Genomic DNA, 26,277 nt, shown 5'->3' on the forward strand with positions numbered 1-26,277 from the left:
GGTGATGGCCCCGCGCTTTGTCCATACTATAGGCAATGCATCCGGCAGGCGTGGCCTGTCGCTATCCATATTCGGGGAGTACAGCATGAGTTCATCTGTCGAGAGCCGTCAGGCGCGGATGATTGAAGAGTTGCGGGTGTTCATCAAGAAAGTGATGAGCGATCCGACGATTGCCGTGAAATCCATGGAGATTGCCCGCAAGTACAAGGGCGAGGCCAATGCCGATGAGCTGATGGCTCGTGAGATCAGTGCCAATACCACGATCCGGATTCCGGAGAGCTGGAGTGAGGCCGACAAGATGTTTCTGGAAATCCTGCACGAGGTGCTGGATGACGAAGAGGCGCTTTACTGATTCTGGCTTTGGAGTAGGTTGGGGCTCCCACAAGCCCCGCCCCGCCCCACGCCGCGGAGCTGTATTCCGGAAGCACTAGGCCTGTCGGGCTTCTTTCTGGTTCTGCTTCAAAACCGCCGCAGCCATCTGGTGCAGGATGCCGATTTCATCGGCAATCCCATCTTCCTTCGACAGTTCCCTCTGCTCCCTGAGAATATCTTCCAGAATATCCGGCGTTGTTAACGGGTTGGCCAGAACCACCCGGAACACAATGCACGGGAAGTGATAGTAACGGGCTGGCTCCAGCCGGGTTCGGGAGACGAAGGCTTTGCCGCGTTCCCGTTGGGTTTTCTGGATGAACTTGGTGATGCGGTTCAGGCAGGTATTCATCTTTTCTGCCTGCAGCTCATCGGCCATGGCCAGTGCCTGGCGTACATCTTCCGGGCAATAGCGGTAGGTCAGGATGTTCAGTTCCGGGCGGGTGACCAGTTCGAAATCCGGTTGTTCGTCAATCATCTCGGCGAAGGTGCGGGCTTTTTCGATGCCCTGATCGATCAGGATTTCGTAGCCTTCCCGGGCGAGTATTTTCAGGCCGGAGTGGATCAGCATGGACATGCCCGGCCGTGAGCCCTCCAGGGTGGTGCTGCCGAGGTCCCGGGAACCTTTCCGGATGATGTACTGGGCGTGGTGCTCTACCGCGCTGGCGAGGCTGGGGTCTTTGAAGACCACCAGGCCGGCACCCATGGGTACGTAAAGCTGTTTGTGGGCGTCGAAGGTGACCGAGTCGGCCTTTTCGATGCCGCGCAGCAGGTGCCGGTGTGTGCGTGAGAACAGGGTTGGCCCGCCCCAGGCGGCGTCGACGTGGAAGTGGGCGCCGAATTCCCGGGCGATGTCGGCCATGGCGTCCAGTGGGTCGACGTTGCCGGTTTCGGTGGTGCCGGCCACGCCGCAGATGGCCATGATCTTGATCTTCTGCTTCTGCAGCTCCAGGCATTTGTCGCGCAGGGCGTCCGTCTGGATGCGGTTGAACTCGTCGGTTTCCACTGGCACCAGGGCGTCCCGGCCAAGACCGAGGACGTCGGCGGCTTTGCGCAGGGAGTAGTGGCCGCGTTTGGACACGACGATGGCGGCGCCTTCATGGCCGTAGTATTTCAGGGCGCGGAACAGGCCTTCTTCGTGCAGACCGCGGAAGCTGCCTTCAGCGGGGAAGGCACGGTTACGAGCCACCCACAGGGCGGTGAGGTTGGCGACCGTCCCGCCGGAACACATGGCGCCCAGGGCGTGCCGGGGATCGTGCATCCATTTACGATAGAAAGAACCGTCTTCCTGGTACACCAGCCGGTGTATCTGGCCCAGTACCTGGCGTTCCATGGGCGTGAACGCTTTGGAGGTTTCGGTTTTCACCAGGTTCTGGTTCAGGGCGATCATGATCTTCGACAGCGGCAGCATGAAGTAGGGCAGTGCCGAGGTCATGTGGCCGATGAAGGCGGGTGACGCGGTATGAACGGAGTTGGCCACCAGTTTGTCGAGCAGGAACTGGGTCTGCTCGGAGACAAAAACAGGTTTCTCCGGGATGACGTAGTCGGAGAAGTCTTTCTCGACTTCGGACAGGTCCCGTTCGATGGCGACGATGTGCTCCTGGAGGAATCCGGCCAGGTTACGGGAGATGTCCTGGTCGATCCGGCTCAGGGTCGACTCCGGCGCTTCGGGCACCGTGAACACGCGATACATTGCCTCTAATGAGGCCTGGGCGGATTTTTTCTTTCCGGTCATAGCACCACACACATTCAGTGGTATCCGATGGGTTGGTTCCGGAAACCCGTCGGATGGAGCCGGGCGTGGCCCGGTTGCGAAAAATGTCTGCCAGCCGCCAAGCGGGGCATTGGTTCCCTGAGGCTGCGTAGTATAAGACCTGTCAGGCAATGACGCCATGCCTGGCGGGCCACTGGTCCGGGTTAGAGGATTTCCCGGTGTACATCCAGGATGGCGGCGTCGATGCGGTCCTGGATGTCTTTTTCCACCTGGTCAAGGCGCTGGGTGATCTGCTGGGCGCTGGCGCCCAGGGCGGCGATGGTCCAGGTGGCACAGTCGAGGGCTTCCTGGTCGGCGGTTTCGGCGACGGCGAGGTCGGGTTCTCTGCCCCAGATGGCCTTCATGGCGGTGAAGGCTTTGCGTTTGGCTTTCAGGTCTTCGCAGCCGTAGAGCTGGAAGTGCAGGGTGAGGACGCCTACGTGGGGGGTAATATCCTGGTGCTGTTGTGGGGTTTTGCCTTCTTTCAGCAGTTTTCTAAGGGCTTCTGACATGGTCCGATACCGCGTGTTGGTGCAGGAACCGGCGGGGGATGGCTTTCCAAAAACCGCTCCTTCGGCACATCCTTGTGGCGCTTCTGCTCCGCCATCCCTGGCTCCGCAAATTTTTGGAAAGCCATCCCCCGCCGGTTCACAAACCTCGCAAGGGGAGTCTTGTCAGTCTGCTGGCATCTTACTGGTGCGCCTAGCGGACTGAGTTTCCTCTAGCCTACTACAGGCGTCCCCCGTTTGATAATCGCCGCCGGGTTGGTGCCGGAGGGCAGGTTGCCGTAGTTCATGCCACCGCCGCTTTGCAGGCGTGAGGCGCAGAATGCGTCGGCGACGTCTTTGTCGCCAAAGCGCAGCAGCAGGGAGCCCTGCATGGCCAGGGCCATGCGATCGACCAGGTTGCGGGCCCGGTACTGGAAATCGCTGATGTCGGCGAAGTCGTGTTGCAGTTGTGCCAGGTACTGGTCGAAGCGGCGGTCGGTGCCACGGGCTTCGGCCGTTTCTTTGAAGAAGGCGTCGAGGGTTTCGGGTTCTTTCTGAAGGGCGCGCAGGGTGTCCAGGCACTGGACGTTGCCGCTGCCTTCCCAGATGGCGTTGACCGGCGATTCCCGGAACAGGCGGGGCATGATGCAGTCTTCCATCACGCCGCTGCCGCCGATGCATTCCATGGCTTCGTAGGCGTGGTTGGGGGTGCGTTTGCAGATCCAGTATTTGCCGACGGGGGTGGCCAGGCGGGCCAGCAGGCGTTCGTGTTCGTTGTTCTGGTTGTCCATGGCCCGTGCGACGCGCATGGTGTAGGCGAGGGCGGCTTCGTTTTCGATGATCAGGTCGGCCAGGACGTTCTGCATCAGCGGCTGGTCGCTGAGGGTTGCGCCGAAGGCGCTGCGGTTGTGGCAGTGGTGCGTCGCCTGTGCCACGGCCTGGCGCATGCCGGCGGCGCTGCCAATCATGCAGTCGAAGCGGGTCATGGCGACCATTTCGATGATGGTTCTGACGCCGCGGCCTTCCTCGCCCACCATCCATGCCAGCGCACCGCGGATTTCCACTTCGCTGGAGGCGTTGGCAACGTTACCCATTTTGTTCTTGAGTTGCTGTACCTGCCAGGGGTTCTTGCTGCCATCCGGGCGCCATCTGGGCATCAGGAAGCAGGACAGGCCATTGGTGGTCTGGGCCAGTACCAGGAAGGCGTCGCACATGGGGGCGGAAACGAACCATTTGTGGCCGACCAGTTCGTAGGCCTGTCCGGGACCTTCCCGTCCTGTCGGGTAGGCCACGGTGGTGTTGGCGCGCACGTCGCTGCCACCCTGTTTTTCGGTCATGGCCATGCCGATGGTGACGGAGGTTTTGTCGCCGTCTGGCACGTTGCGACTGTCGTATTCGTTGGCCAGGATTTTCGGGGCCCAGAGTTTGGCCAGGTCTGGCTGGTTCTGGATGGATGGGATGGCCGCGAAGGTCATGGTGACCGGGCAACAGTGAGCGGCTTCCACCTGGGAGTGCAGGTAATACTTGGCGGCCCGGGCCACGTGGGCGCCTTTGCCCGGGTTGGTCCAGGGGGAGCTGTGCAGGCCGTTTTCCAAGGCCACGCGCATGAGTTCATGGTAGGCCGGGTGGAAGGTGACTTCGTCTACCCGGTGGCCGTAGCGGTCGTGGGTACGAAAGCTGGGTTTGTTGGCGTTCGCCAGGTTGCCCAGCTCGATGGTGTCGGCCTTGCCGGCCCAGGCGCCGAAGCGGCTGAGGTCTTCGCTGGCGTGGCCGGCGCCTTCTCGCAATACGGCTTCCCGGAGCGCGCTGTCCTGTTCGTAGAGGTTATAGTTTTCCAGCGGTCGGGGCTGGTTGATGACCTCGTGAGTGGCTGACAGATAGTGGCTGTCGGCGTTGGACTCGGTCTTGCGCTGCGGGCTGTTCATGGTTAGCTCCTGGTGCCGGTTAACCCCCGTAGGCAGAAGCAAACGATGGTGTCGACCAGCTCATCTTCGTTGTTGTCGTGTCCCGGTGGTGTTTCTGTCTGGGTCGGTGACAGCGGCCCCACCAGGGATTCCGAGATGGCGCCAACCAGGCAGGTGCTGGTAAGGCGGGCATCCTGATCCGGTATGCAGCCTTCGGTTATGCCGCTCCGGATCGCTTGTTCAAACAGGTTGGCGTAGGCTTTGCGGTACACCAGCCGCTCTTCTTCGACTTTCGGGTCTACCGGCTCGGCAATCAGTGCCCAGGCTTTCATCGGGCCTTTCAGTGCCCGGCGGGCGAACTGACGCAGAGCGTTGTCCAGGCGTTCAACCGCACTACCGTCTACCGCGAGTGCTTCGGCGACCTTGTCGACTTCACGTTGGGTGGCCAGGCGAAAGATTTCCGCAAACAGGTCCTCCCGTGACTCGAAGTGGCGGTAGATGGTGCCTGTGGCAACGCCGGCCAGTCCCGCGATGCGGGTAATGCGTGCGCTGCGGAAACCGCCTTCGGATACGCACTCCCAGGTGCATTCAATGATCTTTTTCCGCGCTTCGGCTTTGCGCTGGCGCATTTTTTCAGTTTCGCGGTAGGCCATGCCGGCTCCTTGCAAGCATTGAATCAATATTCATTCTTTGTGTCAATTATATGTGCCGTTAAAAGGCTGTTATCTGATCTTTTAAAACAATGGGTTATCTCCGATTACAAAAAATTACAAAAAAGTGGTTGTCAGGAAATAGCATCGGTCGTGAAAGCGGATTATAAAGACGCCAAGACGGGCCGTCAGATGGCCGGCAGTCGAGACGGGGTGCGTCTTCCAGAGCATCTGGCCACCCGTAAAGCTGTTTTCGTTGATGGAGATAAACCATGAGTGAATTCGACGAAAGCAATCTGGAGCAGTCCAGCAACTGGACCAGCGACAGCGACGATAACCATTCCATTGCCGGCCGTGCCCGGGTCCGGGCCCAGTTGCAGGCAGATATTGAGGCCTTCCTGCAAGGCGGCGGAAAGATACAGGAGGTGGACACCACCTTCCGTTCTGATACCCCGCGCAAGGTGGAGATCGGGTTCAACAACCGCTCCCTCTGATGGCGTTTCCTCGCCGGGCAGCGGCTTCCGTTGCCCCGGCAACTCCGTTTATCTGTCATCTCTTTGTCATCTGTCAACGGCACACTCGGCTCAGGCCTGCAACGGGCGGCTTCTGGGGTGTATGATGTCATCACTTTCCAAGGCCATCCATGTTCAGGAGGTTATCCGTGTCGAAGCCGCGTCTTGCGCACTCCAGTCGAGCCTATCCGTTCACCCGTTTGCGTCGCAATCGTGCCAGTGATTTTTCCCGTCGTCTGGTTCGGGAGAACCAGTTGTCACCCGATAACCTGATTTTCCCGGTGTTTGTGCTTGAAGGCGAGAATCAGCGTGAATCCGTACCCTCCATGCCGGGTGTCGAGCGCCTGAGCGTCGATCTGCTGGTGGAGCAGGCGGCGGAACTGGTAGAGCTCGGTATTCCAGCCGTGGCGCTGTTCCCGGTAGTGCCGGCGGAGAAAAAGAACCTGTCCGGCTCCGGCGCGTGGGATTCTGATGGCCTGGCCCAGAGGGCGGTTCGTGCCCTGAAAAAGGCGCATCCGGAACTGGGGGTGATTACCGATGTGGCGCTGGATCCGTTCACCACCCATGGGCAGGACGGCATTATCGACAACGATGGCTATGTGCTGAACGATGTCACGGTTGAAGCGCTGGTCAATCAGGCACTGTCCCATGCCGATGCCGGTGCCGATGTGGTGGCACCCTCTGACATGATGGATGGTCGGGTGGCGGCCATTCGTGAAGCCCTGGAGGGGGCAGGCTATGTGAACACCCGGATTCTGGCCTACTCTGCCAAGTATGCGTCCAGTTATTACGGTCCGTTCCGGGATGCGGTCGGCTCGGCTGCCAACCTCGGCAAGGGTAACAAAGCCACCTATCAGATGGACCCGGCCAACAGTGATGAGGCCATTCATGAGGTGGCCATGGATCTGGCTGAAGGCGCCGATATGGTGATGATCAAGCCGGGCATGCCTTATCTGGATATCGTGCGCCGGGTGAAAACCGAACTGCAGGTGCCAACGTTTGTGTACCAGGTCAGTGGCGAATACGCCATGCATATGGCCGCAGCTCAAAACGGCTGGCTGGATGGCGATGCGGTCATGATGGAGAGCCTGATGGCGATGCGTCGTGCCGGTGCCGATGGCATTCTGACCTATTTCGCCGTGCGCGCCGCCAGACTGATGCGGGAACGACAGCGATCATAACCGGGCAGCGGCTGGTGGCCGAAGCCCGCCTCAACGATGGATATAAAGAGCAATGACAAGCGAAACCGTGACAGAGCCAGGCAGTGAACAGAGCGTCCCGGCGCCGGTGGATCTTCCTCCCGTTGGTGAGGAAGTGAATCTGGATGCCAGCGAGAACTACTTCAACCGCGAACTGAGCCAGCTGCAGTTCAATTACCGGGTGTTGAAGCAGGCGCTGGATACCACGCATCCTCTGATCAATCGTCTGATCTTCTGCTGCATTTTCAGCAGTAACATGGATGAGTTCTTTGAAATCCGGGTGGCGGGCCTGCGCCAGCAGATGAAGTATGGCCGCGAAACGGTGGGTGTCGACGGCATGTTGCCGGAACAGGTGCTGGCGGAGATCAGCCGCGTTGCCCACGACTATATCCACGAACAGTACGATATTCTCAATAATGTCCTGATTCCGGAGCTGGAGCAGGAGAACATCCATTTTGTCCGGCGCCGCGAGTGGACACCGGCCCAGGCCGAGTGGGTGCGCAATTACTTTGACGAGGAAATTCTGCCGGTGGTCAGCCCGATCGGGCTGGACCCATCACACCCGTTCCCCCGCCTGGTGAACAAGAGCCTGAACTTCATCGTTGAGCTGGACGGCAAGGATGCCTTTGGTCGTGAGACCGGGATGGCGATTGTGCCCGCGCCTCGCTCCCTGCCGCGCCTGGTGCGCTTGCCGGATGAGGTGTGCGAGGGTGGTGACAACCTGGTGTTCCTGTCGTCCATGATTCACGCCCATGCTGATGAGCTGTTCCCGGGGATGGAAGTGAAGGGCTGCTATCAGTTCCGGCTGACCCGGAACGCGGACCTTGAGCTTGAAGACGATCTGGAAGACCTGGCCTCGGCCCTGCGCGGCGAGCTGCTGAGCCGTCGGTTTGGCGATGGCGTTCGCCTTGAGGTGGCGGATAACTGCCCGGAAGAGCTGGTGCAGTTCCTGCTCCGGGAGTTCGGCCTGACCGAGCGGGATCTCTACCAGGTCCACGGCCCGGTAAACCTGACCCGCCTGATGGCGGTGGGTGGCCTGGTGGACCGCCCAGACCTGACCTATTCCAGCTTCTCGCCGTCGATTCCGCGCCAGATTCGCAGCAAGGAATCCATGTTCGATGCCATTCGCAAACGGCCCCTGCTGCTGTTACATCCCTATGAAAACTTCAGCCCGGTAGTGGACCTGCTGCGCCAGGCAGCCAAGGATCCACAGGTGCTGGCCATTCGCCAGACGCTTTATCGCACCGGTGCCGACTCGGAAATTGTCGAGGCCCTGGCCGATGCCGCGCGTCGAGGCAAGGAAGTGACGGCGGTTATCGAACTGAGAGCCCGTTTCAGCGAGGCCGAGAACCTGGAGTTGGCCAGTCGGCTGCAGGAAGCCGGCGTGATCGTGGTTTACGGTGTGGTCGGGTACAAAACCCACGCCAAGATGATCCTGATTGTCCGCCGGGAAGAAGGCCGCCTGCGGCGCTACGTGCATCTGGGCACCGGTAATTACCATGCCGGGAACGCACGCCTGTACACCGACTACAGTTTCATGACCTGTGACGAGTCCATAGGCGACGACGTCAACAAGCTGTTCCAGCAGTTGACCGGCATGGGCAAGGCGTTGAAGATCAAAAAGCTGTTTCATGCGCCGTTTACCTTACACAACCGTCTGATCAGTCTGATCGAACGAGAGGCCAGCTATGGTGAGCAGGGGCGGATTATCTTCAAGTTCAATGCCCTGACCGAGCCGCAGATGATCAAGGCCCTGTATCGGGCCTCCCAGGCCGGGGTCAAGATTGATCTGATCATCCGTGGCATCTGCTGCCTGCGTCCGGAAGTGCCGGGACTCTCGGACAATATCCGGGTGCGTTCGGTGATCGGCCGCTTCCTGGAGCACACGCGGGTGTACTATTTCGGTAATAGTGGCCGGCCGGAGGTGTATTGTTCCAGTGCTGATGGCATGGAGCGTAATCTGCTGCACCGGGTCGAAACCGCGTTCCCGGTTGAGGAGCCCGCGCTGATTGCACGCCTGCGGGAAGATCTGGATACCTATCTGGCGGACAATTGCCAGGCCTGGGTGTTGCAGCCCGATGGCAGTTACATTCAGAATCAGCCCGGGGAAGGCGAAGAGCGACTGGCATCACAGCTGGTCCTGCTGGAGCGCCTGACCGGCAAACCCAACTGAGGCCGGTGGGCCGGCACCGAAAAAAACACAGGACGGATACCTTGAAACTGAAAAAATGGACGCTGGCCGGTCTGGCCGTACTGCTGGTGGCTGGCGGTGCTCCCTGGGGTGTGGGCTATGTCACCGAGCAGCACTGGCGTGAAGCAACACTGGAAGTAAACCGGGCCCAGCCCTTTCTGAATCTTGAGACCGAGCAGTATCGTCGTGGTGTGCTTGGTTCCGAGGTATCCGCTACCGTGACCCTGAGAGATCCTGAGACCGGGGATTCTCACACCATAGCGATCGAAATCCAGGTGTCCCATGGCGTCACCGGCAGCCTGATGGATTTCCGCCCGCGCCAGGGGTGGCAGCCAGAGGGTGCTGACTGGTTTCCGGACGATGAGCCCAGTCTGACGCTGGAAACCCGGCTCTGGGGCAGCGCCACGCTTGAGCTGACAGCACCGGTGATGGACATTGATAACCCGGAGCGGGAGACCTCACTCAAGAGCAGTGGCGGTCTGGTGCGGATTGATGTTGGGCGTCTTGGTGAAGCGGCAGACTTGCTGGTGGTCTGGCCGGCTATCCGCCTCAGCGATCCGGAAATGGATGTGACGATCGATAACGTCCATATGGAACAGAGCATGGAATGGCTGGTGGGGGATATCTGGACCGGCGCTGGCGTGATGACCGTGGATAACCTGACCTTGCAGGGGGCTCAGGCTCCCGCAATGACCTTGGCCGGGATGTCGCTTGAAAGCGCCAGTGATGCCCGCCAGAACGGCGAGCGCCTGGACTCGCAGGTTACCCTGTCGCTGGAATCGGCCGCTCTGGCGGATCAGGCCTTTGGGCCGCATCGGTTGGAGGTGGCGCTGGAGAACCTGGATGTGGCCAGTTGGAATGACTTCAGTGGCGCCATGGCGGATATGCAGGCACTGGCTTTGACCGCCGGAGACGACCCGAGGGCCGCGTTTGAACAACAGATGGCGGTGATGCAGCGTTTTAACGAAGCCCTCCGCAGTCTTGCTGCCGAAGGCTTTTCCATGGGGATCCGGGAGCTCAGTCTGGCAACGCCTGAAGGGGAAGTTACCGGCTCACTGGACATCAGCCATCCGGAGCTCTCCGATCAACAGCGTGACAACATGTTGATGGTCATGCAGGCGCTGACCGGGAGTGTGAATTTCAGCATGCCGGTTGCCCTTGCGGAAGACTATCCCGCCGTGCGTATGCAGGTGGCGCCATTGATCAAACAGGGCCTGCTGGTTCAGAACGGTGAGCGCCTGGTCATGGATGGCCGGATGGAGGATCTGGTACTCACCGTAAACGACGTGGAAATCCCCCTGCCTCCGCTGCTCTGAATCTCAACGACCCGCCAGCTGCTGGTACTTCGCCATCAGCTGCGCTTCGGTGATCATCAACGCCCTTCGGATTTTCCTCAGGATTCGCTGAACTTCTGTTGCAGGGCTTCTGCCACAGCCGGGTCTACAAACTCGGAAATGTCCCCGCCCAGCGAGGCAATTTCGCGAATCAGGGTGGAGGAGATGTAAGAGAGGTGGTTGGCGGGAGTCAGGAACACGCTCTCAACTTCCGGCGCCAGTCGGCGGTTCATGTCGGCAAGCTGGAATTCATATTCAAAGTCAGAAACCGCGCGCAGTCCCCGCAGGATAACGGAGGCGTTTTGCTCGCGCACGAAGTCGGCGAGCAGGTTGCTGAAACCGGTGACGCTGACGTTGGGGAGGTGTGCGGTAGCCTTGCGGACCAGTTCGCAGCGTTCTTCAAGATTGAGAAGTGGCTGCTTTTTCGGGTTGTAGGCGACGGCGACGACAATTTCATCGAACATGCGGCCGGCCCGTTCGATGAGGTCGGTGTGGCCGTTGGTGATGGGGTCGAAGGTGCCGGGATATATGACTTTGGGCATGCACAGCTCCTTTTGTTGGTGAGCCGTAGGATAGCAGCATTGCCTTTGGGGCTGTAGTCCGGAGCGCCGACAATCTGTTTTATGACTCTGGTGCTGGCGCAGGTCGGGGGCGGGTTTCCGGGAGACGCTACAAGCACATCCATGTGCGCTTCTTTCGGGCCGTCCATGGCCCTCAAGACTCCCGGAAACCCGCCCCCGACCTGCGCGATCAACTGGAGTGCTGGCCGCCCCGGCCTCCTACTTCAGACTCCTTATTGCCTCTCTGGAAGGGGGCCTCTTAATCGCGGTTCAGGCAGAGTTGGCAAGCCTCTGCGCCAGTCTCGAGCTGTTCCTCGCTGCCAACGCATACACCGACAACTGCGGGTTGGCGCCGATACTGGTGGGGAAGATGGAGGCATCGTGGATGTTCAGGTTGGCGATGTGGTGATGCTCACCGAAACTGTTCACTACCGAGGTTTTCGGGTCAGTGCCCATGCTGCAGCCGCCCATCTGGTGCGCGGTGAACAGGCGGGCGCGGTGGGGCTTCATGGGCAGGTTGTTGATGGCGTCTCTGGCCTGGTTCCAACTGGTGTACCAGTCGGAGTCCAGGTGCATGGCCTGGACGGCTTCGGCGCCGGCGGCGAACTGGATTTCGGCCATGGTCAGGTAGGCCTTGCGCAAGCCTTGCCAGAGGTAGTCGGTGATCGGGTAGTCCAGTACCGGGTTGCCGTCGTCTCTGAGTGACACTGTGCCGCCCGGGCTGTCCGGGTGGAAGCCGTCGCGCAGCAGGGCGATGACGGATTGCATCCAGGGCAGCTGGCCCAGGTTGTCTCGCTGTGGCTGGCCGTGGCCGGGTACCACGCCGGCTGCCATGGCCGGGTGTAGGGGCGGTACTTCCAGTTTGTAACCTGCCGGGCCGTCGGTGCCTGCCTTGAAGTTAAATTCGTCCGAGTAGATGGACTGGGGAGCGCCGTAGAACGGGTCGATTTTCGCCGGCATGCGGGCGACGGTGGCGTTGACCGGATGGATGAAGGATCGCTTGCCCACGCGCTGGTAAGGGTCGGGCAACTGCGAGCGAAGCAGCAGGCCGGGGGAGCCAATGGCGCTGGCGGCGACCACGAATTGCCGGGCTTTCAGGGTGATCGTGACGCCGGATGGGGTGACGCCGTCCGGGCCCATGGCGGAGGCGAGCAGGTGGTCGATCCGGTCCTGACTCATCACCAGGCGTTCTGCCCGCAGACCGTGGAAGAGCTGTGCCTTGTGATCCAGTGCGCCCGGGATGGTGGTGAGTAGTGCCCCCTGTTTGGCGTTGGTGGGGCAGCCTACGCCGCAGTAACCGCTGTTCCAGCAGCCTTTGACGTTTCTTGGGATTACCTGCCAGGAGTAGCCGAGCTTTTCGCAGCCCTGGCGCAGGATGTCGTTGTTCAGGTTGGGTGGGGTTTCCCAGGGCGCCATGTTGTGGCGCTGCTCACGGCCCTCAAACCAGGGGGCCATGGCGTCCGGCGCCAGTCCTTCGAGGCCGAGCTCCTGGCTCCAGTAGGTGAGCGTTTCGTCCGGTGTGCGGAAGCTGCTGGTCCAGTTTACCGTGGTGGAGCCGCCGACACAGCGGCCCTGCAAAATCGCGATGGCGCCATCGGCGGTGACCCGGCTCATGCCTTCCTGGTACAGATTGGCATAGGACGTCAGCTCGTCCATCTTGAAGTCTTTCTGATAATACAGTCGACCCTCTTCCACCAGAATCACGGACAGCCCCTGACGGGCGAGGATCTCCGCGGTTGTGCCACCTCCGGCACCGGTACCGATAACCACAACATCCGCCTCTACCGTGCGGTTTTCGCTCAGTTTGCTGGCATCGGTCACATTCCAGCCGGCAGCCAGTCCCCGGGCAATGGGATCGTTCATGGACATACTTCGCTCCTCAATACGATGGGTATCCGGGGTTTCTCAGACGGCAGGTTTGAACTGTGGCAAGGCATCTACCATCCAGGCGGGAGGCCCCGGATAACCAGACAGGTGCCAGTGGTCTTCATGCCCATAGAAGGCGACGTTGCCGATCTTGGTCAGGGCAATGTAGCCGTTATTCAAAAGTCCGATCCGGCTGTCGCGCCAGCGCCGCAGAAACGCGTCGGCATCGGCGGTACTGACTGAAGGCCAGTCTGACCATACCCGGGCCAGGGCGATCCGGGTGGGAGCGAAGTTAAGCAGATCAAAGAGCTTGCGCAGCTCCTGCTGATTCGCCGGGCCGAACTTCACAATGCCCTGGTCGATCCGTTCAATCGTGCCGGCAATGGCAAAGCGACGCTGGTTCGGTTCCTCCGGCAGAGCTCCGGCAAACATGGCCGGCAACAGGGCCTCGAACAGGGCGATGTCATCCCGGCTCAGAAACTGGAACTGGTGGCGGGCGTCCATGCGGCTGTCGACCGCGCTGACCCGGCCTGCGGGGGCCGTAGCGCAGCCGGTTAGCCCGGCAGAGAGGCTGATGGTGCTCAGGAACACCGCGCCGCCTAAACCGGTTTTGAGGAAACTGCGGCGGTCCAGAGAGGATGCGTTGGGCGAGCTGTCTGTCGAAACTGGGTCTGTCATCTGATTGTTGGCCGTTTTGTTATCTTTTTTTTGCGCGTTGCGAAACGTTTGATCGCCGGTGGGAGGGAGGTCTTTCCAGGACTGTGCAAAACACGGATGTTTTGCTCAAGCCTACATGGACGTATTAACGGCGTGTCCTGGAGAGACACCCTGCACCCTGGCCTTGCTCCCTGCCAAGCAGGCAGGCGTGTTTTGTCAGCGAATAAACAGCTTATACACCAACCGATGCGCTGCGGTGCCATGGGGCGCATACACGTATTTGCCGCTGTTGAACTTCTGCTTGGTAAAAATCGCCCGGTGATGAGAGAAGGTCAGGAAGCCTTCCTTACCGTGATAGTGCCCCATACCGGAATCACCAATCCCGCCGAACGGCAGGTCGTCCTGGGCCACGTGCATCAGGGCATCATTGATGCACATGCCGCCGGAATGGGTGTTGTCCACCACATGCTGCTGGTGCGACTTGTCATAGCCAAAGAAATACAGCGCCAGCGGCCGTGGCCGGTCATTGATGTAATGGATCGCCTCGTCCAGACTGCCGTAACTGATGACCGGCAGGATCGGGCCGAAAATTTCATCCTGCATCACCTTCATGTCCGGCGTGGTCTTCAGCACCAGCGTCAACGGAATCTTCCGGGTACCGTCCTTCATGTTCTCGTTGGCGGGATTGATCTCCACCAGTTCAGCCCCCTTGGCCCTGGCATCTTCCAGATAGCCCTGCAAACGATTGTACTGGCGTTCATTGATGATGGCCGTGTAGTCGTCGTTATCCCGCAGGCTCGGGTACATCTCGGCGAACCGCGCCCGGAATTCATCCACGAACGCCTGCACCCGGTCGGCGGGGCAGAGCACATAGTCCGGTGCCACACAGGTCTGGCCAGCATTGAAGGCTTTGCCGAAGGCGATACGCTGGGCTGCATCTTCCATCGGCACATCCGGCGAAACAATGGCCGGGGATTTGCCGCCGAGCTCAAGAGTTACCGGGGTCAGGTTTTCGGCTGCCGCGCGCATCACCAGCTTGCCCACCGAAGTAGAACCGGTAAACAGCAGGTGATCGAAAGGCCGTTGGGAGAAATCGGCCGCCACATCGGCCTCGCCAGTGATCACCGACACCAGATCCTCCGGGAACATCGACTCGATGATCTCCTTGAACAGGGCCGACGTGTGCGGAGTGAATTCCGACATCTTGATCATGGTGCGGTTGCCAGCCGCCAGGGAAGCGACCAGTGGACCGACCGCCAGATACAGAGGGTAATTCCAGGGCACGATGACGCCTACAACCCCTTTGGGCTGGTAGTAAACCTTGTTGCTGGAGGGCTGGAACAGAACCGAAACATGGCGTTTGGAGGGCTTCATCCAGTCGCCAAGATTCTTCAGCGTGTAATTGATGCCCTGAATAGACGGCATGACTTCGGCGATCAGGGATTCGTCTTTGGAGCGACAGCTGAAATCCCGATCGATGGCCTCGACCAGGCGATCCTGATGGGCCAGTAGCGCCCGTTTCAGACGCTTGAGGTTCTCTTTGCGCTCGGTCAGGGACGGCATCGGGTTGTTGCGGAACGCCTTCTTCTGGTCCTCAAAGACGCGATGCGTGTGCTGGATCTGCTTTTTGCTCTCGGTGAGCTGGACGACGGTGGCACCCATGGTTTTCTCCCCCTGACTGCCTGGAGCGACAGGCGCTGGCAGTCGGTTATTGTCGTTGGCCAAAATCTGTGCGATTTGCGCTTGAGGCTATTATTAGAGTATATACTCTAGGCAGTCAAGAAAGCCGGATGGCTCTTTAGGCCATCCGTGACACTGATAACAACAAACACCGGCATGACGATGAAAACCAGAGACAAGATACTGTTATCCAGCCTGGAGCTGTTTAATGACAAGGGTGAGCGCAACATCACCACCAATCACATTGCCGCGCACCTGGCGATATCGCCGGGTAATCTGTATTACCACTTCCGCAACAAGTCCGACATCATCTACGAGATTTTCCAGGAATATGAAAAGCTGGTGGACTACTACCTGGATATTCCGGAAGACCGACCGATCACCCTGGAGGATATGACCTTCTATCTGGAGTCGGTGTTTGACGGCCTCTGGAGCTATCGCTTCTTCCACCGGGATCTGGAATACCTGCTCGACAGTGACCCGCGGCTGCGCCAGGACTACCGGGAGTTTACCAATCGCTGTCTGGCGGCCATCAACCGGATCTTCGCAAAGCTGGCGGATGCCGGCATTATCCAGCCTCAGCCGGAGGATCTGCGTTCGGCCATGTCACTGAATGTCTGGCTGGTGATTACCAACTGGATGGCTTTCCTGAAGACGGCTCATGCGGCCGAGGAGCCTGCCAGTCTGTCCCTGACCGAGTTAAAACAGGGGATCTATCAGGTGCTTACCCTGGAAGTGCCCTATCTCACGCCGGAGTATCGTGAACGGGTGCTGGCATTGCGAGAAAAATACCGTCCTACCTTGCCTGAGGCCCAGGGTATCTCTGGCGTTGAGGCATGAGCCTGGCTGGTTTGGTCAAAGTTTGATCTGATATTGAACTTTTTGAATGCGGCGCAGTCACAGCTAATGACGTTGGGAACCGGACACTCCCTGCGTCTCCTGAGTGAGTTCTCAGGTTTTCGGCCTCTGTGGTTGCAGAGGCACATAGCACGTCGCAAACCCTGACGTTTTCACCGGCCTGTCTTCTTCAGGCCGGCTTTTTATGCCTCAACCGGCGCCTGTTCCGAGGCTTCCAGCCAGTGGGTCAGCGCTTCCCGGCACTCGTCGACTCCGCGCTTGGAGGTGGCGGAGAACATGATGAGGTGCTCCACACATTGATATTCCTTCAGCTTTTTCGCGATACCCAGCATGGCGGTTTTTGCCTGACCAAACTTCAGTTTGTCGGCCTTCGTGGCCAGAATCATGAGCGGGAGGTGGTTATGTTCACACCATTCCACCATCATCTGGTCGAAATCTGTGAGCGGGTGCCGGATGTCCATCACCAGAACCAGGCCACGCAGGCAGCGGCGATCATTCAGGTAATGGCCGAGATGCTGTTGCCAGTCGTCTTTCATGTCCCGGGACACTTTCGCATAGCCGTAACCGGGCAGGTCGACCAGACGGGCATGTTCCCGGTTCAGGCTGAAAAAGTTGATCAGCCGGGTCCGGCCGGGCGTTTTACTGGTGCGGGCCAGTTTGCCGTTGGCGGTGATAGCGTTCAGGGCGCTGGATTTGCCCGCATTGGAGCGGCCGGCAAAGGCAACTTCAGCGCCATGGTCGGGGGGGCATTCGTCCAGTTTGGAGGCGCTGATGAGAAAACGGGCGCTGTTGAACGAGAGGCTTTTTTGAGTCAGATCAGGGTCCACGACGGTTGGTGTTCCTTTGGATTTCAGTTATCGGCGATTAATGTATAATGCTACACCAATTTCCGGCGGGACGCCTCGCGTTGCCGCTGTATGCCCCGGTTTTGCACCTGACGACCCAGTGCCTGCCGGCTGCACAACGAAGAATACTTTCAAGATGCAAAGATGAGAGAAGCGGAGCGAGCATGAAAAGACTGATCGCAGGAGTTGTTCTCGGAGTTGGCCTTACAGCGATGGCTCACGGGGCAGGAGATCCGGCAGCGGGTGAACAGAACGCAGCAGTGTGTGCGGGCTGTCATGGTCAGGGCGGAGCCAAGCCGGTAATGGCTGTGTATCCGAAACTGTCCGGTCTGGGCGAGAAATATCTGTACAACCAGCTGGTTGACATCAAATCCGGGGATCGTGCCATTCCTGAAATGACGGGCCTGCTCAACGCCATGTCCGATCAGGATTTGAAGGATCTGGCTGCCTACTTCAACAGCCAGGAAATGGTTGTTGGTCAGGCCAATCCGGATCTGGTTGAGCAGGGGCAGGCACTGTACCGCGGCGGCAATATGGCCTCTGGTGTACCGGCCTGTTCCGGTTGCCATAACCCCTCCGGCATTGGCAACGAGCCGGCAGGTTACCCTGCGTTGGGCGGGCAGACTGCAGAATATGTTATCAAGCAGTTGAAGGCTTACCGGGCGGGTGAGCGTGCTGGAGGCGCGAATGCCGGCATCATGATGGATGTTGCCTCCAAGCTGACAGACGCTGAGATTGAGGCGGTCGCCAGCTACGTATCCGGCCTGAACTGATCGACAGCCGTCAGTTACGACTGAAAACCCCGCCTCGGCGGGGTTTTTGGTATCCGGTATTCATAATACCTAACCGTTCGGTAACGCATTCCTTTGGCCCTCCGGTGGAACTTTTCCGCATCCCTGGGTCATAATCCCCGTTAAAATTCATTGATGGCTCGGAGATTCCCGATGATCAGAACCCTGACATCTTCCGCCGTTCTGGCACTTTCACTGTTGTCTGCCGCTTCCCTGGTCAATGCCCAGCCCTGGGTGGCCGGAGAGCATTACCGGGTACTGGATAATCCGGTAAGAACGGCATCGGATAACGGTGTCGAAGTGGCGGAAGTCTTCTGGTACGGCTGTCCGCACTGCTACAACTTCAAGCCGCTGGCTGAAGCCTGGGAAGCGGAGGCTCCGGACTACATCAACTATGTGAAGCTGCCAGCGGCACTGGGTCGCAGCTGGGAGCCGCATGCCTACGCATTCTATGCCCTTGAGGCGATGGGCGAGCTGGACAAGGTGCATGACGCGCTGTTCGATGCCCTGGCCGGAGAGCGCCGTCCCCTCAATACCCCGGAAGCTCTGGCTGATTTTGTTGCCGGGTATGGCGTGAACGCCGAGAAGTTTCTGGAAAACTACAACAGTTTCGGGGTGCGTGCCAGAGTGCAGCAGGCCCAGGCCAAGATTCGTGGCGCGCGCATTACCGGTACACCGACTATGCTGGTTGATGGCAAGTACGTGGTAAGTGCCTCCATGGCGGGTAGTCACGAAAACACCCTGAAGGTGGTCGAGTATCTGGCGGAAAAAGAGCGCAGCGGGTCTGAGTAAGGCGCCATGCGGTTCGCCGGACGCTGGATGGGCTGACCGGAGAAGCGGCTGATAATGTACAAGCGAATCCGTAACCAGCTGAACGGTATACTCAGAAACCAGGAAAGCTCCCGGGGCACTTGTTCCGGGAGCGAGCATGTGCCGGAGTTTGAAGCTCACCGGCACATCCGGCTACTGACTTTCAATATTCAGGTTGGTATCAACACTTCGTCCTATCACCATTACCTGACCCGCAGCTGGCAGCATTTTCTGCCCAATCGCCGGCGCTACGAAAACCTGGATCGGATTGCCACCCTGCTCAGCCAGTATGATGTGGTTGCCCTGCAGGAGTGTGATGGCGGCAGTCTCCGCAGTGGTTACATCAATCAGGTGCAATACCTGGCCGAGGCGGCCGGGATTCCTTACTGGTATCAGCAATTAAATCGTAACCTCGGCCAGATTGCCCAGCACAGTAATGGCCTGTTGAGCCGTTTCCGCCCGCTGGATGTCACTGAACACAAGTTGCCTGGGCTGATTCCCGGACGTGGCGCCATCATTGCGCGCTACGGGGATGAGGAAGACCCGCTGGTACTGGTGCTGATGCATCTCTCTCTCAGCAAGTCGGCCCAGCAGAAGCAGCTTGGATTTATCCGCGAGCAGATTGCGAGCTATCGGCATGTGGTGCTCATGGGGGACATGAATGCCCATGCAGAGCAGTTGCTGACACGAACACCGCTGAAAGAAACCGATCTGATTCCGCTGCCCGACACCGCGCACAGCTTCCCGAGCTGGCGCCCGGAAAAGGCGCTTGACCATATTCTTGTCAGTCCCTCTCTGGAAATCCGGCGCTCTGAAGTGGTGAGCTATCCGGTTTCCGACCACCTTCCCATTGCCATGGATGTGGCGCTGCCCAAAGGCTATCTGGAAACATTCTGAGTCTTGTCTGATGCGTCCAGGCAATAAAAAACCCGGCAGATGCCGGGTTTTTTTATGGAGGCAGGATCAATTACTTGATCTTGGCTTCCTTATACGCAACGTGCTTGCGGACAACCGGATCGTACTTTTTGATCTCGATTTTTTCCGGGGTGTTACGCTTGTTCTTTTTGGTCGTGTAGAAGTGACCAGTACCTGCTGATGAAACCAGCTTGATTTTCTCGCGCATGATGCGGCTCCTTAAACTTTCTCGCCGCGGGCACGAAGATCGGCCAGCACAGCGTCAATGCCTTTTTTGTCGATGATGCGCATGCCCTTGGTGGATACGCGCAGCTTCACGAAACGCTTCTCGGACTCAACCCAGAAACGGTGGTTCTGCAGATTCGGCAGAAAACGACGACGAGTGTGGTTCATCGCGTGGGATACATTGTTACCGGTAACCGGACGCTTACCGGTAACCTGACAAACTCTGGACATACTTGCCTCCGACCTGAGCAATGGTCTATCTATACGAATTCGTTATTTAATGCGTCTCTGGTTGCTCCGGAGCCATAACTGCTACCGGTTCGCGCCTCTAAACTGAACGCTGCTCGCCAGACGCCGCCAGAAAGGGACGCTTTTATACCAGAACTGGCCAGCCAACGCAAAAAATTGTTGGGAAATTGTCCAGTTTTCCGGTGGCGACCCCGCAGCGGTTACATCAACCCTCGTTCAGCCAGCGATATTACCTCACCGTGGCCGATAACCATATGGTCAAGAACCCTGATATCCACCAATCCCAGCGCTTCCTTCAATCTGCGGGTCAGGGAAATGTCGGCCTGGCTGGGCTCGGCCACGCCACTGGGGTGGTTGTGGGCGAAAATGACGGCTGCGGCGTTGTCTTCCAGGGCCTGGCGCACCACTTCCCTCGGATACACTGCGGCGCCGTCGATGGTGCCCCGGAAAAGCTCCCGGTACTGGATGACCCGGTGGCGGTTGTCCAGGAACAGTCCGGCGAATACTTCGTGGGGATAGGTGCCCAGCCGGCTGGTGAGAAAGCGCCGGGTGTCTGCCGGTGAGCGCAGCGGATCACCCTGGCGCAGGGGTTCGTCCATGACCCGCCGGGCCATTTCCATGGCGGCCTGCACCTGGGCGTACTTGGCGGTACCCAGGCCTTTCACTTGCAGAAACTGCCGGCGGGAGGCGGTCATCAGTCCCCGCAGGCCGGAGAATTCGTCAATCAGGTGTCGTGCCAGCGCCATCACCGGCATGCCGGTCGTGCCGGTGCGCAGAAAAATGGCCAGTAATTCGGCGTCAGACAGGGATTGGGCGCCATGGGCGAGCAGGCGCTCTCTGGGCCGCTCGTCGGTGGGCCAGCTGGAATCGGTCATCCGGGCTTCCTTGCTTTGGTTTGATACGGGCGATGCGTCCTGCATCGGGTTCTCAGAATTACAAAGGTTACCTGAAAAGGTAACATTTGGTAAACGAACGGGGTGGCCGCGCAGGCTGCCTGCCGGCCCGCGGCGTGCTATCTTATAACCCTTTCATTTTACGGGATTACGGAGCCCACATGGCTGCCAAGCGAATTCTGCTGGGAATCACCGGTGGCATTGCCGCCTACAAGAGTGCCGAACTGGTCCGGTTGTTGAAAAAAGCCGGGCTGGAAGTGCGGGTTGTGATGACCCGTGGTGCCGAGGCGTTCATAACACCACTGACTTTCCAGGCGCTCAGCGGCGAGCCGGTTCGTACGTCCCTGCTGGACCCGGAGGCGGAAGCCGGCATGGGGCATATCGAGCTGGCCAAGTGGGCCGACCAGGTGGTGGTCGCGCCGGCGTCTGCCGATTTCCTGGCCCGGCTGGCCCAGGGTATGGCAGACGACTTGCTGACCACTGTGTGCTGTGCTACCGAGGCGCCGATCGCGGTTGCGCCGGCCATGAACCAGGCCATGTGGAAGAACTTTCGTACCCAGCGGAACCTGGCGCTGTTGATGGAAGATCCGCAGATTACCCTGTGGGGGCCGGATCAGGGCGAGCAGGCCTGCGGCGATACCGGTCCGGGGCGCATGCTGGAGCCGGAACGTCTGGCACGTCTGGTAAACGGAGAAGGCGTGGCTGAAACGACCGGCCCGCTGTCGGGCAAGCGCCTGGTGGTCACGGCCGGGCCAACGCGAGAGCCGATCGATCCGGTGCGCTACATTACCAATCACAGCTCGGGCAAGATGGGCTACGCCCTGGCCAGTGCGGCCGTTGCCGCCGGGGCCGAGGTGGTGCTGATCAGCGGGCCTGTCAGTCTGGCGGTGCCGGCGGGGGTTGATCTCCGGCCGGTCAGTACTGCTCAGGAAATGCTCGAAGCTGCCAGCAAAGCGGTCGATGAAGGCTGCGATATCTTTATCGCCACGGCCGCCGTGGCAGATTACCGGCCCGAGGTGTTCGCCAGCGAGAAAATCAAGAAAACCAACGACAACATGAGCCTGTCGCTGGTCCGTAACCCCGATACCCTGGCGACCATCGCGGCCCGGGCTGATGCGCCGTTCACGGTCGGCTTTGCGGCCGAGACCACGGACGTGGCGCGTTATGCGACCGACAAGATGCAACGCAAGAAACTCAATATGATTGTCGCCAATGACGTGTCCGTGCCCGGGCTCGGCTTCAGCAGCGACCGTAATGCGGTTACGGTGTTCTGGCCCGAGGGGTCGGAATCCATCGGGCCAGAAAGCAAACAGTCGATCGCTGCCCGTCTGGTGGCGTTGATTGCAGACCACAGCAACAGGATTGAACAGGCATGAGCAAAAGAAAATTTCAGGTACGGGTTCTGGATGACCGCATTGGCACCGGGATTCCGTTTCCCGAATATGCCACGGAAGGCTCTGCAGGCCTTGATCTCCGGGCGGCGTTGAAAGAAGCCAAGACCATCATGCCGGGCGAGACCTTTTTGATTCCCACCGGCCTGTCTGTGCATATTGCCGACCCGGAGTTGGCCGCCATGATCCTGCCCCGTAGCGGGCTCGGGCACAAACACGGGATCGTGCTCGGTAATCTGGTGGGGTTGATTGATTCCGATTATCAGGGCGAATTGATGGTGTCCTGCTGGAACCGGGGCCAGACGCCATTCACCATCGAGGTGGGTGAACGTATTGCCCAGATGGTGCTGGTGCCTGTGGTACAGGCGGATTTCGAGATTGTGACCGAATTTGATGCCAGTGACCGGGGTGAAGGTGGCTTTGGCTCCACCGGGAGCCACTGAGCCGGGCCTGTTTACCTGGCAGCGAGTTGACTGGCCGGCGTCTATACTCAGCGGATACAGAACTATCCGGGAAAGAAAATAACTGCGGGATGCATTATGAAATTCGCCAAGAAAAAAACCAACGCGTCTTCCGGTGATGAGCAGCCGGAGAAGAAGCCCGGAAAGAAACAGAAACCGTCCAAAGCGTCCAAAGAAGCGGCTGGCTCCGGGCTAAAGAAACTCGGATCGGTCGGGCTGAATCAATCACTGGTGGTGCTGGTGGCCGGCGTGGTCGCGGTGGTGCTGGCGCATTTTCTGGTGGTGGTGCCCGCCGGGGAAGCCCGTTATGAGGCGGCCAGTGCCATGGAGGTGGACAGTGCCCAGCGGCGCCTGAATCAGTCACTGACGGCGCTGCAGGAACAGGTTCGGGCGGTGGCCAACCAGCGCTACGCCGCCCTTGCTCTGGCGGAGCGCTCCGATCTGGCGAATCTGGCTGAGCAACTGCAAGCAGCGCTGCCCGGCTCCGCCCAGGTGTTTGTCTTCCCGTATCGGGAAGTTCCCCGGACCGGTAACGGCGATACCCTGCTGGGATTTGCGGGCCTGGAACTGGCCCGGCGGGCAGAAAATGGACAGAACCTGTTGCCGGACGCCTTCCCCCGGGACAATCAGTGGTATCTGCAATTTGCCGCGGCGGTACGTCACCCCACCAGCAATGCCGTGGTTGGTAGCGTACTGGCGGTCTTTGAGGCGTCCCATATTCAGCCATTGCTGGCTGTGAGCAATTCGCAACTTGGTGGCAAGTTGTCACTGGTCCAATCCGTATCCGGTGCTTCACGAACCGTGGCCAGCGTCGGTAATGGCAGCGGCCCGGAGCTGTCCCGCACTTTGATCAATCCGGACTGGTCCGTCAGTTATCAACCCGCTTCGGCGCCGGTGGCGCCGGTCAGCACCATCCTCCTGGCGATTCTGGTGGGGGTGCCGGCGCTGGTGGCGGCGGTTCTGGTCTGGGTGCTTCTCGGTAATGCCCAGCGTGGTATTCGCCAGGATGTGACCGCGCTCATTCAGTGGGCCCATAAGGTGTTCGGGGGCGAGCGGATGAAATTGCCCGCCCTGCGCTGGGATATGGTGGCGTCCACAGGAGAAGTGCTGTTTCGTTTGTCTCAGATGGTTGAGAAACGGGTGGCCAAGGCGGCGGAGTCGGCCGCCCCCAAAACGGCTCCTGCCCGCCGCAAGGCAGCGACGGCGGAGGAGGAGCCGCTGTTTCAGGACAAGGATATGCCCGACATTGACATGCTCGATGGTGACGAGGATGTGCTCGGCTTTGGTGGCTCCGACGATTCCCTGTTTGACGAGGACATTCCAGAAGTGGCAGAAACCGAGTTGCCTGCCGTTCAGGTCAACCCGGAAATCTTCCGTGCCTATGACATCCGGGGCATCGTTGGCCAGACCCTCTCGGCCGAGGTGGTTGAAGTCATTGGTCGCGCGATCGGCTCGGAAGCGACTGAGCATGGCGTTACGGATATCTGTATTGGTTTTGATGGCCGTCATTCCAGCCCGGAACTGGCCGATGCCCTGGGGCGCGGCATCATGGCGACCGGGTGCAACATCATTCACCTGGGTGCCATCCCTACGCCGGTGCTGTATTTTGCAACCCATCACCTGCAGACCGGTTCTGGCGTTATGGTGACCGGCAGTCACAACCCGGCCAACTATAACGGCCTGAAGATCATGCTGGGCGGAGAGACTCTCTCTGGTGAGGCTATCCAGAAGCTGTGCCAGCGCATCCAGACCGCCGACCTTGCCAGAGGGCAGGGTGAGCAATCCCGGGACGACGTGCGCCGCGCCTATCTGGACCGTATCGTCGGTGATATTGCTGTGGCGGCGCCGTTGAAAGTGGTGGTGGATGCCGGTAACGGCATTGCCGGAGAGCTGGGCCCCATGCTGGTTGAGGAACTGGGCTGTGAAGTCACACCACTGTATTGTGAAGTGGACGGTGATTTCCCTAATCATCACCCGGACCCCGGCAAACCCGCGAACCTGCAGGACCTGATTGCCAAGGTTAAGGAGACCGGCGCCGATATCGGGCTGGCCTTTGATGGCGATGGTGATCGTCTGGGCGTGGTTACCAATACCGGCAAGATCATCTGGCCGGATCGCCTGCTGATGCTCTTTGCCAGGGATGTGGTGTCCCGCAACCCCGGCGCGGATGTGCTCTATGACGTGAAGTGCAGCCGCCGGCTGGCCAGCGTGATCTCGGAAGCTGGAGGGCGCCCGATCATGTGGAAAACCGGCCATTCCCTGATGAAAGCGAAAATGAAGGAAACCGGCGCCCTGCTGGCGGGCGAAATGAGCGGACACATTTTCTTCGGCGAACGCTGGTACGGCTTTGACGATGGCCTTTACTCGGCTGCCCGGCTGCTGGAAATCCTGGGTATTGAGGATCGTCACTCCGATGAAGTCTTTGAAGATTTCCCCGAGGATATCAGTACCCCTGAGCTGAATGTCGAGGTGACCGAGAGCGACAAGTTCGCCATCATTGAACGGCTAGGTCAGCAGGCGGATTTTGGTGACGGCAATATCAGTACCATTGATGGCATTCGGGTAGATTATGCCGATGGCTGGGGGCTATGCCGTGCGTCCAATACCACGCCGGTTCTGGTTCTGCGCTTCGAAGCCGAAACCGAACAGGCACTGGAGCGGATCAAATCCGTGTTCCGGGAGCAACTGCAGAAAGCGGCACCAGACCTGGTGGCGGAATTCTGAAACCCATTACTGTCGTAAGGATTAACACAACATCATGGCGCTGGATCGTGAAACAGCAATGCAGGTGGCCTCGGTACTGAGCCGGGGCCTGCCCTATATCCAACGGTTTACCGGCAAGACGGTCGTGATCAAATACGGCGGCAACGCCATGGAGAACGAAGACCTGAAAAGCAGTTTCGCCCGGGACGTGGTGCTGATGAAGCTGGTGGGGATCAACCCTATCGTGGTTCACGGCGGCGGCCCCCAGATCGGAGAGCTGCTGGAACGCCTGAATATCCAGTCCCGCTTTGTTAACGGCATGCGGGTTACCGATGCGGAGACCATGGACGTGGTCGAAATGGTGCTCGGCGGCCAGGTGAACAAAGAAATCGTTTCCCTGATCAATGCCCACGGGGGCACCGCGGTGGGCCTGACCGGTAAGGATGCCAATCTGATCCGGGCCCGGAAGCTGGAAGTGGTCAATCGCTCGCCGGAGCTGGAGCGGCCTGAAATCATCGATATTGGTCATGTTGGCGAGGTGGCAAGCGTCAACGTGGATGTTATCGACATGCTGACCCGCAGCAACGTGATCCCGGTTATCGCGCCCATCGGTGTCGGGCCGGATGGCGCTTCCTACAACATCAATGCGGACCTGGTAGCCGGCAAGGTGGCAGAAGCCATGAAGGCGGAAAAGCTGATCCTGCTGACCAATGTCTCCGGCCTCAAGAGCAAGGAGGACAAAGTGCTGACCGGCCTGACCGCCCAGCAGGTGAACGATCTGATTGAAGACGGCACCATCCATGGCGGTATGTTGCCAAAAATCCGCTGTGCCCTGAGTGCGGTGGAAAACGGCGTGCGCACCTCCCACATCATCGACGGACGTGTGGCCCACGCCTGCCTGCTGGAAATCTTCACCGACGAGGGTGTCGGTACGCTGATTTCCCGTAACTGATACTTCTGGCCGGGAGTTACC

26 protein-coding genes are annotated in these 26,277 nt (G+C 59.4%); 14 read left to right on the forward strand and 12 right to left on the reverse strand.

Annotated elements, in window-relative coordinates; all coding sequences use genetic code 11:
• Positions 1–85: 85 nt before the first annotated feature.
• Positions 86–352, forward strand: a complete 267-nt coding sequence (locus ACAM27_RS04140) for a hypothetical protein (protein ID WP_031210303.1) — start codon at positions 86–88, stop codon at positions 350–352.
• A 75-nt stretch (positions 353–427) separates the two neighbouring features.
• Here the strand turns inward: ACAM27_RS04140 and panP are convergent, their stop codons facing one another.
• From panP to ACAM27_RS04160, 4 genes are all read right to left on the reverse strand, one after another.
• A complete protein-coding gene (panP, locus tag ACAM27_RS04145) occupies positions 428–2,104 on the reverse strand; it encodes a pyridoxal-dependent aspartate 1-decarboxylase PanP (RefSeq protein WP_222534050.1) in 1,677 nt (558 codons plus the stop codon).
• A gap of 182 nt (positions 2,105–2,286) precedes the next feature.
• Positions 2,287–2,634, reverse strand: a complete 348-nt coding sequence (locus ACAM27_RS04150; RefSeq protein ID WP_011786992.1) for a DUF503 domain-containing protein — start codon at positions 2,632–2,634, stop codon at positions 2,287–2,289.
• 209 nt (positions 2,635–2,843) lie between these two features.
• A complete protein-coding gene (locus tag ACAM27_RS04155; RefSeq protein ID WP_011786991.1) occupies positions 2,844–4,535 on the reverse strand; it encodes an isovaleryl-CoA dehydrogenase in 1,692 nt (563 codons plus the stop codon).
• A 2-nt stretch (positions 4,536–4,537) separates the two neighbouring features.
• Positions 4,538–5,167 (reverse strand): TetR/AcrR family transcriptional regulator, encoded by a 630-nt coding sequence (locus ACAM27_RS04160; RefSeq protein WP_011786990.1) that lies wholly within the window; start codon positions 5,165–5,167, stop codon positions 4,538–4,540.
• A 9-nt stretch (positions 5,168–5,176) separates the two neighbouring features.
• Here ACAM27_RS04160 and ACAM27_RS04165 point away from each other — a divergent pair, with 9 nt between their 5' ends.
• The 5 genes from ACAM27_RS04165 to ACAM27_RS04185 all read left to right on the forward strand — a co-directional run bounded on the left by ACAM27_RS04165 (position 5,177) and on the right by ACAM27_RS04185 (position 10,382).
• Positions 5,177–5,440, forward strand: coding sequence for a hypothetical protein (locus ACAM27_RS04165; RefSeq protein ID WP_011786989.1), 264 nt, complete (start codon positions 5,177–5,179; stop codon positions 5,438–5,440).
• Entirely contained in the window at positions 5,437–5,658 is a 222-nt protein-coding gene (locus ACAM27_RS04170; RefSeq protein ID WP_011786988.1) for a hypothetical protein, read from the forward strand. Before ACAM27_RS04165 ends, ACAM27_RS04170 begins: the two co-directional genes overlap by 4 nt.
• Before the next feature lie 149 nt (positions 5,659–5,807).
• The gene (gene hemB / locus ACAM27_RS04175) at positions 5,808–6,857 is read left to right on the forward strand and encodes a porphobilinogen synthase (RefSeq protein WP_049756904.1); all 1,050 of its coding nucleotides are present in this window, start codon (positions 5,808–5,810) and stop codon (positions 6,855–6,857) included.
• 52 nt (positions 6,858–6,909) lie between these two features.
• The gene (ppk1, locus tag ACAM27_RS04180; RefSeq protein WP_011786986.1) at positions 6,910–9,048 is read left to right on the forward strand and encodes a polyphosphate kinase 1; all 2,139 of its coding nucleotides are present in this window, start codon (positions 6,910–6,912) and stop codon (positions 9,046–9,048) included.
• Between the two features lie 41 nt (positions 9,049–9,089).
• Positions 9,090–10,382 carry a DUF945 family protein gene (locus ACAM27_RS04185; RefSeq protein WP_011786985.1) on the forward strand — a complete coding sequence of 431 codons (1,293 nt, stop codon included), beginning with the start codon at positions 9,090–9,092 and terminating at the stop codon, positions 10,380–10,382.
• A gap of 77 nt (positions 10,383–10,459) precedes the next feature.
• Here ACAM27_RS04185 and coaD read toward each other — a convergent pair whose 3' ends face one another.
• The 4 genes from coaD to ACAM27_RS04205 form a co-directional block, all read right to left on the reverse strand.
• Positions 10,460–10,942 carry a pantetheine-phosphate adenylyltransferase gene (coaD, locus tag ACAM27_RS04190; RefSeq protein ID WP_014422845.1) on the reverse strand — a complete coding sequence of 161 codons (483 nt, stop codon included), beginning with the start codon at positions 10,940–10,942 and terminating at the stop codon, positions 10,460–10,462.
• 288 nt (positions 10,943–11,230) lie between these two features.
• Complete coding sequence (locus tag ACAM27_RS04195) at positions 11,231–12,829, reverse strand: GMC family oxidoreductase (RefSeq protein WP_011786983.1); 1,599 nt, start codon at positions 12,827–12,829, stop codon at positions 11,231–11,233.
• Positions 12,830–12,865: 36 nt separating this feature from the next.
• Positions 12,866–13,504 (reverse strand): hypothetical protein, encoded by a 639-nt coding sequence (locus tag ACAM27_RS04200; protein ID WP_011786982.1) that lies wholly within the window; start codon positions 13,502–13,504, stop codon positions 12,866–12,868.
• A gap of 195 nt (positions 13,505–13,699) precedes the next feature.
• Entirely contained in the window at positions 13,700–15,145 is a 1,446-nt protein-coding gene (locus tag ACAM27_RS04205) for a coniferyl aldehyde dehydrogenase (protein ID WP_369612612.1), read from the reverse strand.
• 180 nt (positions 15,146–15,325) lie between these two features.
• Between ACAM27_RS04205 and ACAM27_RS04210 the strand changes: the two genes are divergently transcribed.
• Complete coding sequence (locus tag ACAM27_RS04210; RefSeq protein WP_022993185.1) at positions 15,326–16,003, forward strand: TetR/AcrR family transcriptional regulator; 678 nt, start codon at positions 15,326–15,328, stop codon at positions 16,001–16,003.
• 200 nt (positions 16,004–16,203) lie between these two features.
• On the opposite strand, the gene yihA is transcribed toward ACAM27_RS04210, so the two are convergent.
• The gene (gene yihA, locus ACAM27_RS04215; protein WP_011786979.1) at positions 16,204–16,848 is read right to left on the reverse strand and encodes a ribosome biogenesis GTP-binding protein YihA/YsxC; all 645 of its coding nucleotides are present in this window, start codon (positions 16,846–16,848) and stop codon (positions 16,204–16,206) included.
• Between the two features lie 182 nt (positions 16,849–17,030).
• On the opposite strand from yihA, the gene ACAM27_RS04220 reads away from it, so the two are divergent.
• The 3 genes from ACAM27_RS04220 to ACAM27_RS04230 all read left to right on the forward strand — a co-directional run bounded on the left by ACAM27_RS04220 (position 17,031) and on the right by ACAM27_RS04230 (position 19,364).
• A complete protein-coding gene (locus ACAM27_RS04220; protein WP_369612613.1) occupies positions 17,031–17,639 on the forward strand; it encodes a cytochrome c in 609 nt (202 codons plus the stop codon).
• 171 nt (positions 17,640–17,810) lie between these two features.
• The gene (locus ACAM27_RS04225) at positions 17,811–18,449 is read left to right on the forward strand and encodes a thiol:disulfide interchange protein DsbA/DsbL (protein ID WP_011786977.1); all 639 of its coding nucleotides are present in this window, start codon (positions 17,811–17,813) and stop codon (positions 18,447–18,449) included.
• 54 nt (positions 18,450–18,503) lie between these two features.
• Complete coding sequence (locus ACAM27_RS04230; protein ID WP_011786976.1) at positions 18,504–19,364, forward strand: endonuclease/exonuclease/phosphatase family protein; 861 nt, start codon at positions 18,504–18,506, stop codon at positions 19,362–19,364.
• A 70-nt stretch (positions 19,365–19,434) separates the two neighbouring features.
• Here ACAM27_RS04230 and rpmG read toward each other — a convergent pair whose 3' ends face one another.
• The 3 genes from rpmG to radC form a co-directional block, all read right to left on the reverse strand.
• Positions 19,435–19,590, reverse strand: a complete 156-nt coding sequence (gene rpmG, locus ACAM27_RS04235) for a 50S ribosomal protein L33 (protein ID WP_008173465.1) — start codon at positions 19,588–19,590, stop codon at positions 19,435–19,437.
• 11 nt (positions 19,591–19,601) lie between these two features.
• Positions 19,602–19,838 (reverse strand): 50S ribosomal protein L28, encoded by a 237-nt coding sequence (gene rpmB, locus ACAM27_RS04240; RefSeq protein ID WP_011786975.1) that lies wholly within the window; start codon positions 19,836–19,838, stop codon positions 19,602–19,604.
• A 218-nt stretch (positions 19,839–20,056) separates the two neighbouring features.
• Entirely contained in the window at positions 20,057–20,731 is a 675-nt protein-coding gene (gene radC / locus ACAM27_RS04245) for a DNA repair protein RadC (protein WP_011786974.1), read from the reverse strand.
• Between the two features lie 179 nt (positions 20,732–20,910).
• Between radC and coaBC the strand changes: the two genes are divergently transcribed.
• From coaBC to argB, 4 genes are all read left to right on the forward strand, one after another.
• The gene (gene coaBC, locus ACAM27_RS04250) at positions 20,911–22,125 is read left to right on the forward strand and encodes a bifunctional phosphopantothenoylcysteine decarboxylase/phosphopantothenate--cysteine ligase CoaBC (RefSeq protein WP_011786973.1); all 1,215 of its coding nucleotides are present in this window, start codon (positions 20,911–20,913) and stop codon (positions 22,123–22,125) included.
• Positions 22,122–22,583 carry a dUTP diphosphatase gene (gene dut, locus ACAM27_RS04255; RefSeq protein WP_011786972.1) on the forward strand — a complete coding sequence of 154 codons (462 nt, stop codon included), beginning with the start codon at positions 22,122–22,124 and terminating at the stop codon, positions 22,581–22,583. The genes coaBC and dut overlap by 4 nt, the downstream gene beginning before the upstream one ends.
• A gap of 96 nt (positions 22,584–22,679) precedes the next feature.
• Positions 22,680–25,325: a phosphomannomutase/phosphoglucomutase gene (locus ACAM27_RS04260; RefSeq protein WP_022993182.1), complete on the forward strand. Its 2,646-nt coding sequence runs from the start codon at positions 22,680–22,682 to the stop codon at positions 25,323–25,325.
• Between the two features lie 34 nt (positions 25,326–25,359).
• Positions 25,360–26,256: an acetylglutamate kinase gene (argB, locus tag ACAM27_RS04265; RefSeq protein WP_014422830.1), complete on the forward strand. Its 897-nt coding sequence runs from the start codon at positions 25,360–25,362 to the stop codon at positions 26,254–26,256.
• Positions 26,257–26,277 lie beyond the last annotated feature (21 nt).

It is taken from the genome of Marinobacter sp. RI1 (assembly GCF_041155085.1).
Lineage (GTDB): Bacteria > Pseudomonadota > Gammaproteobacteria > Pseudomonadales > Oleiphilaceae > Marinobacter > Marinobacter nauticus.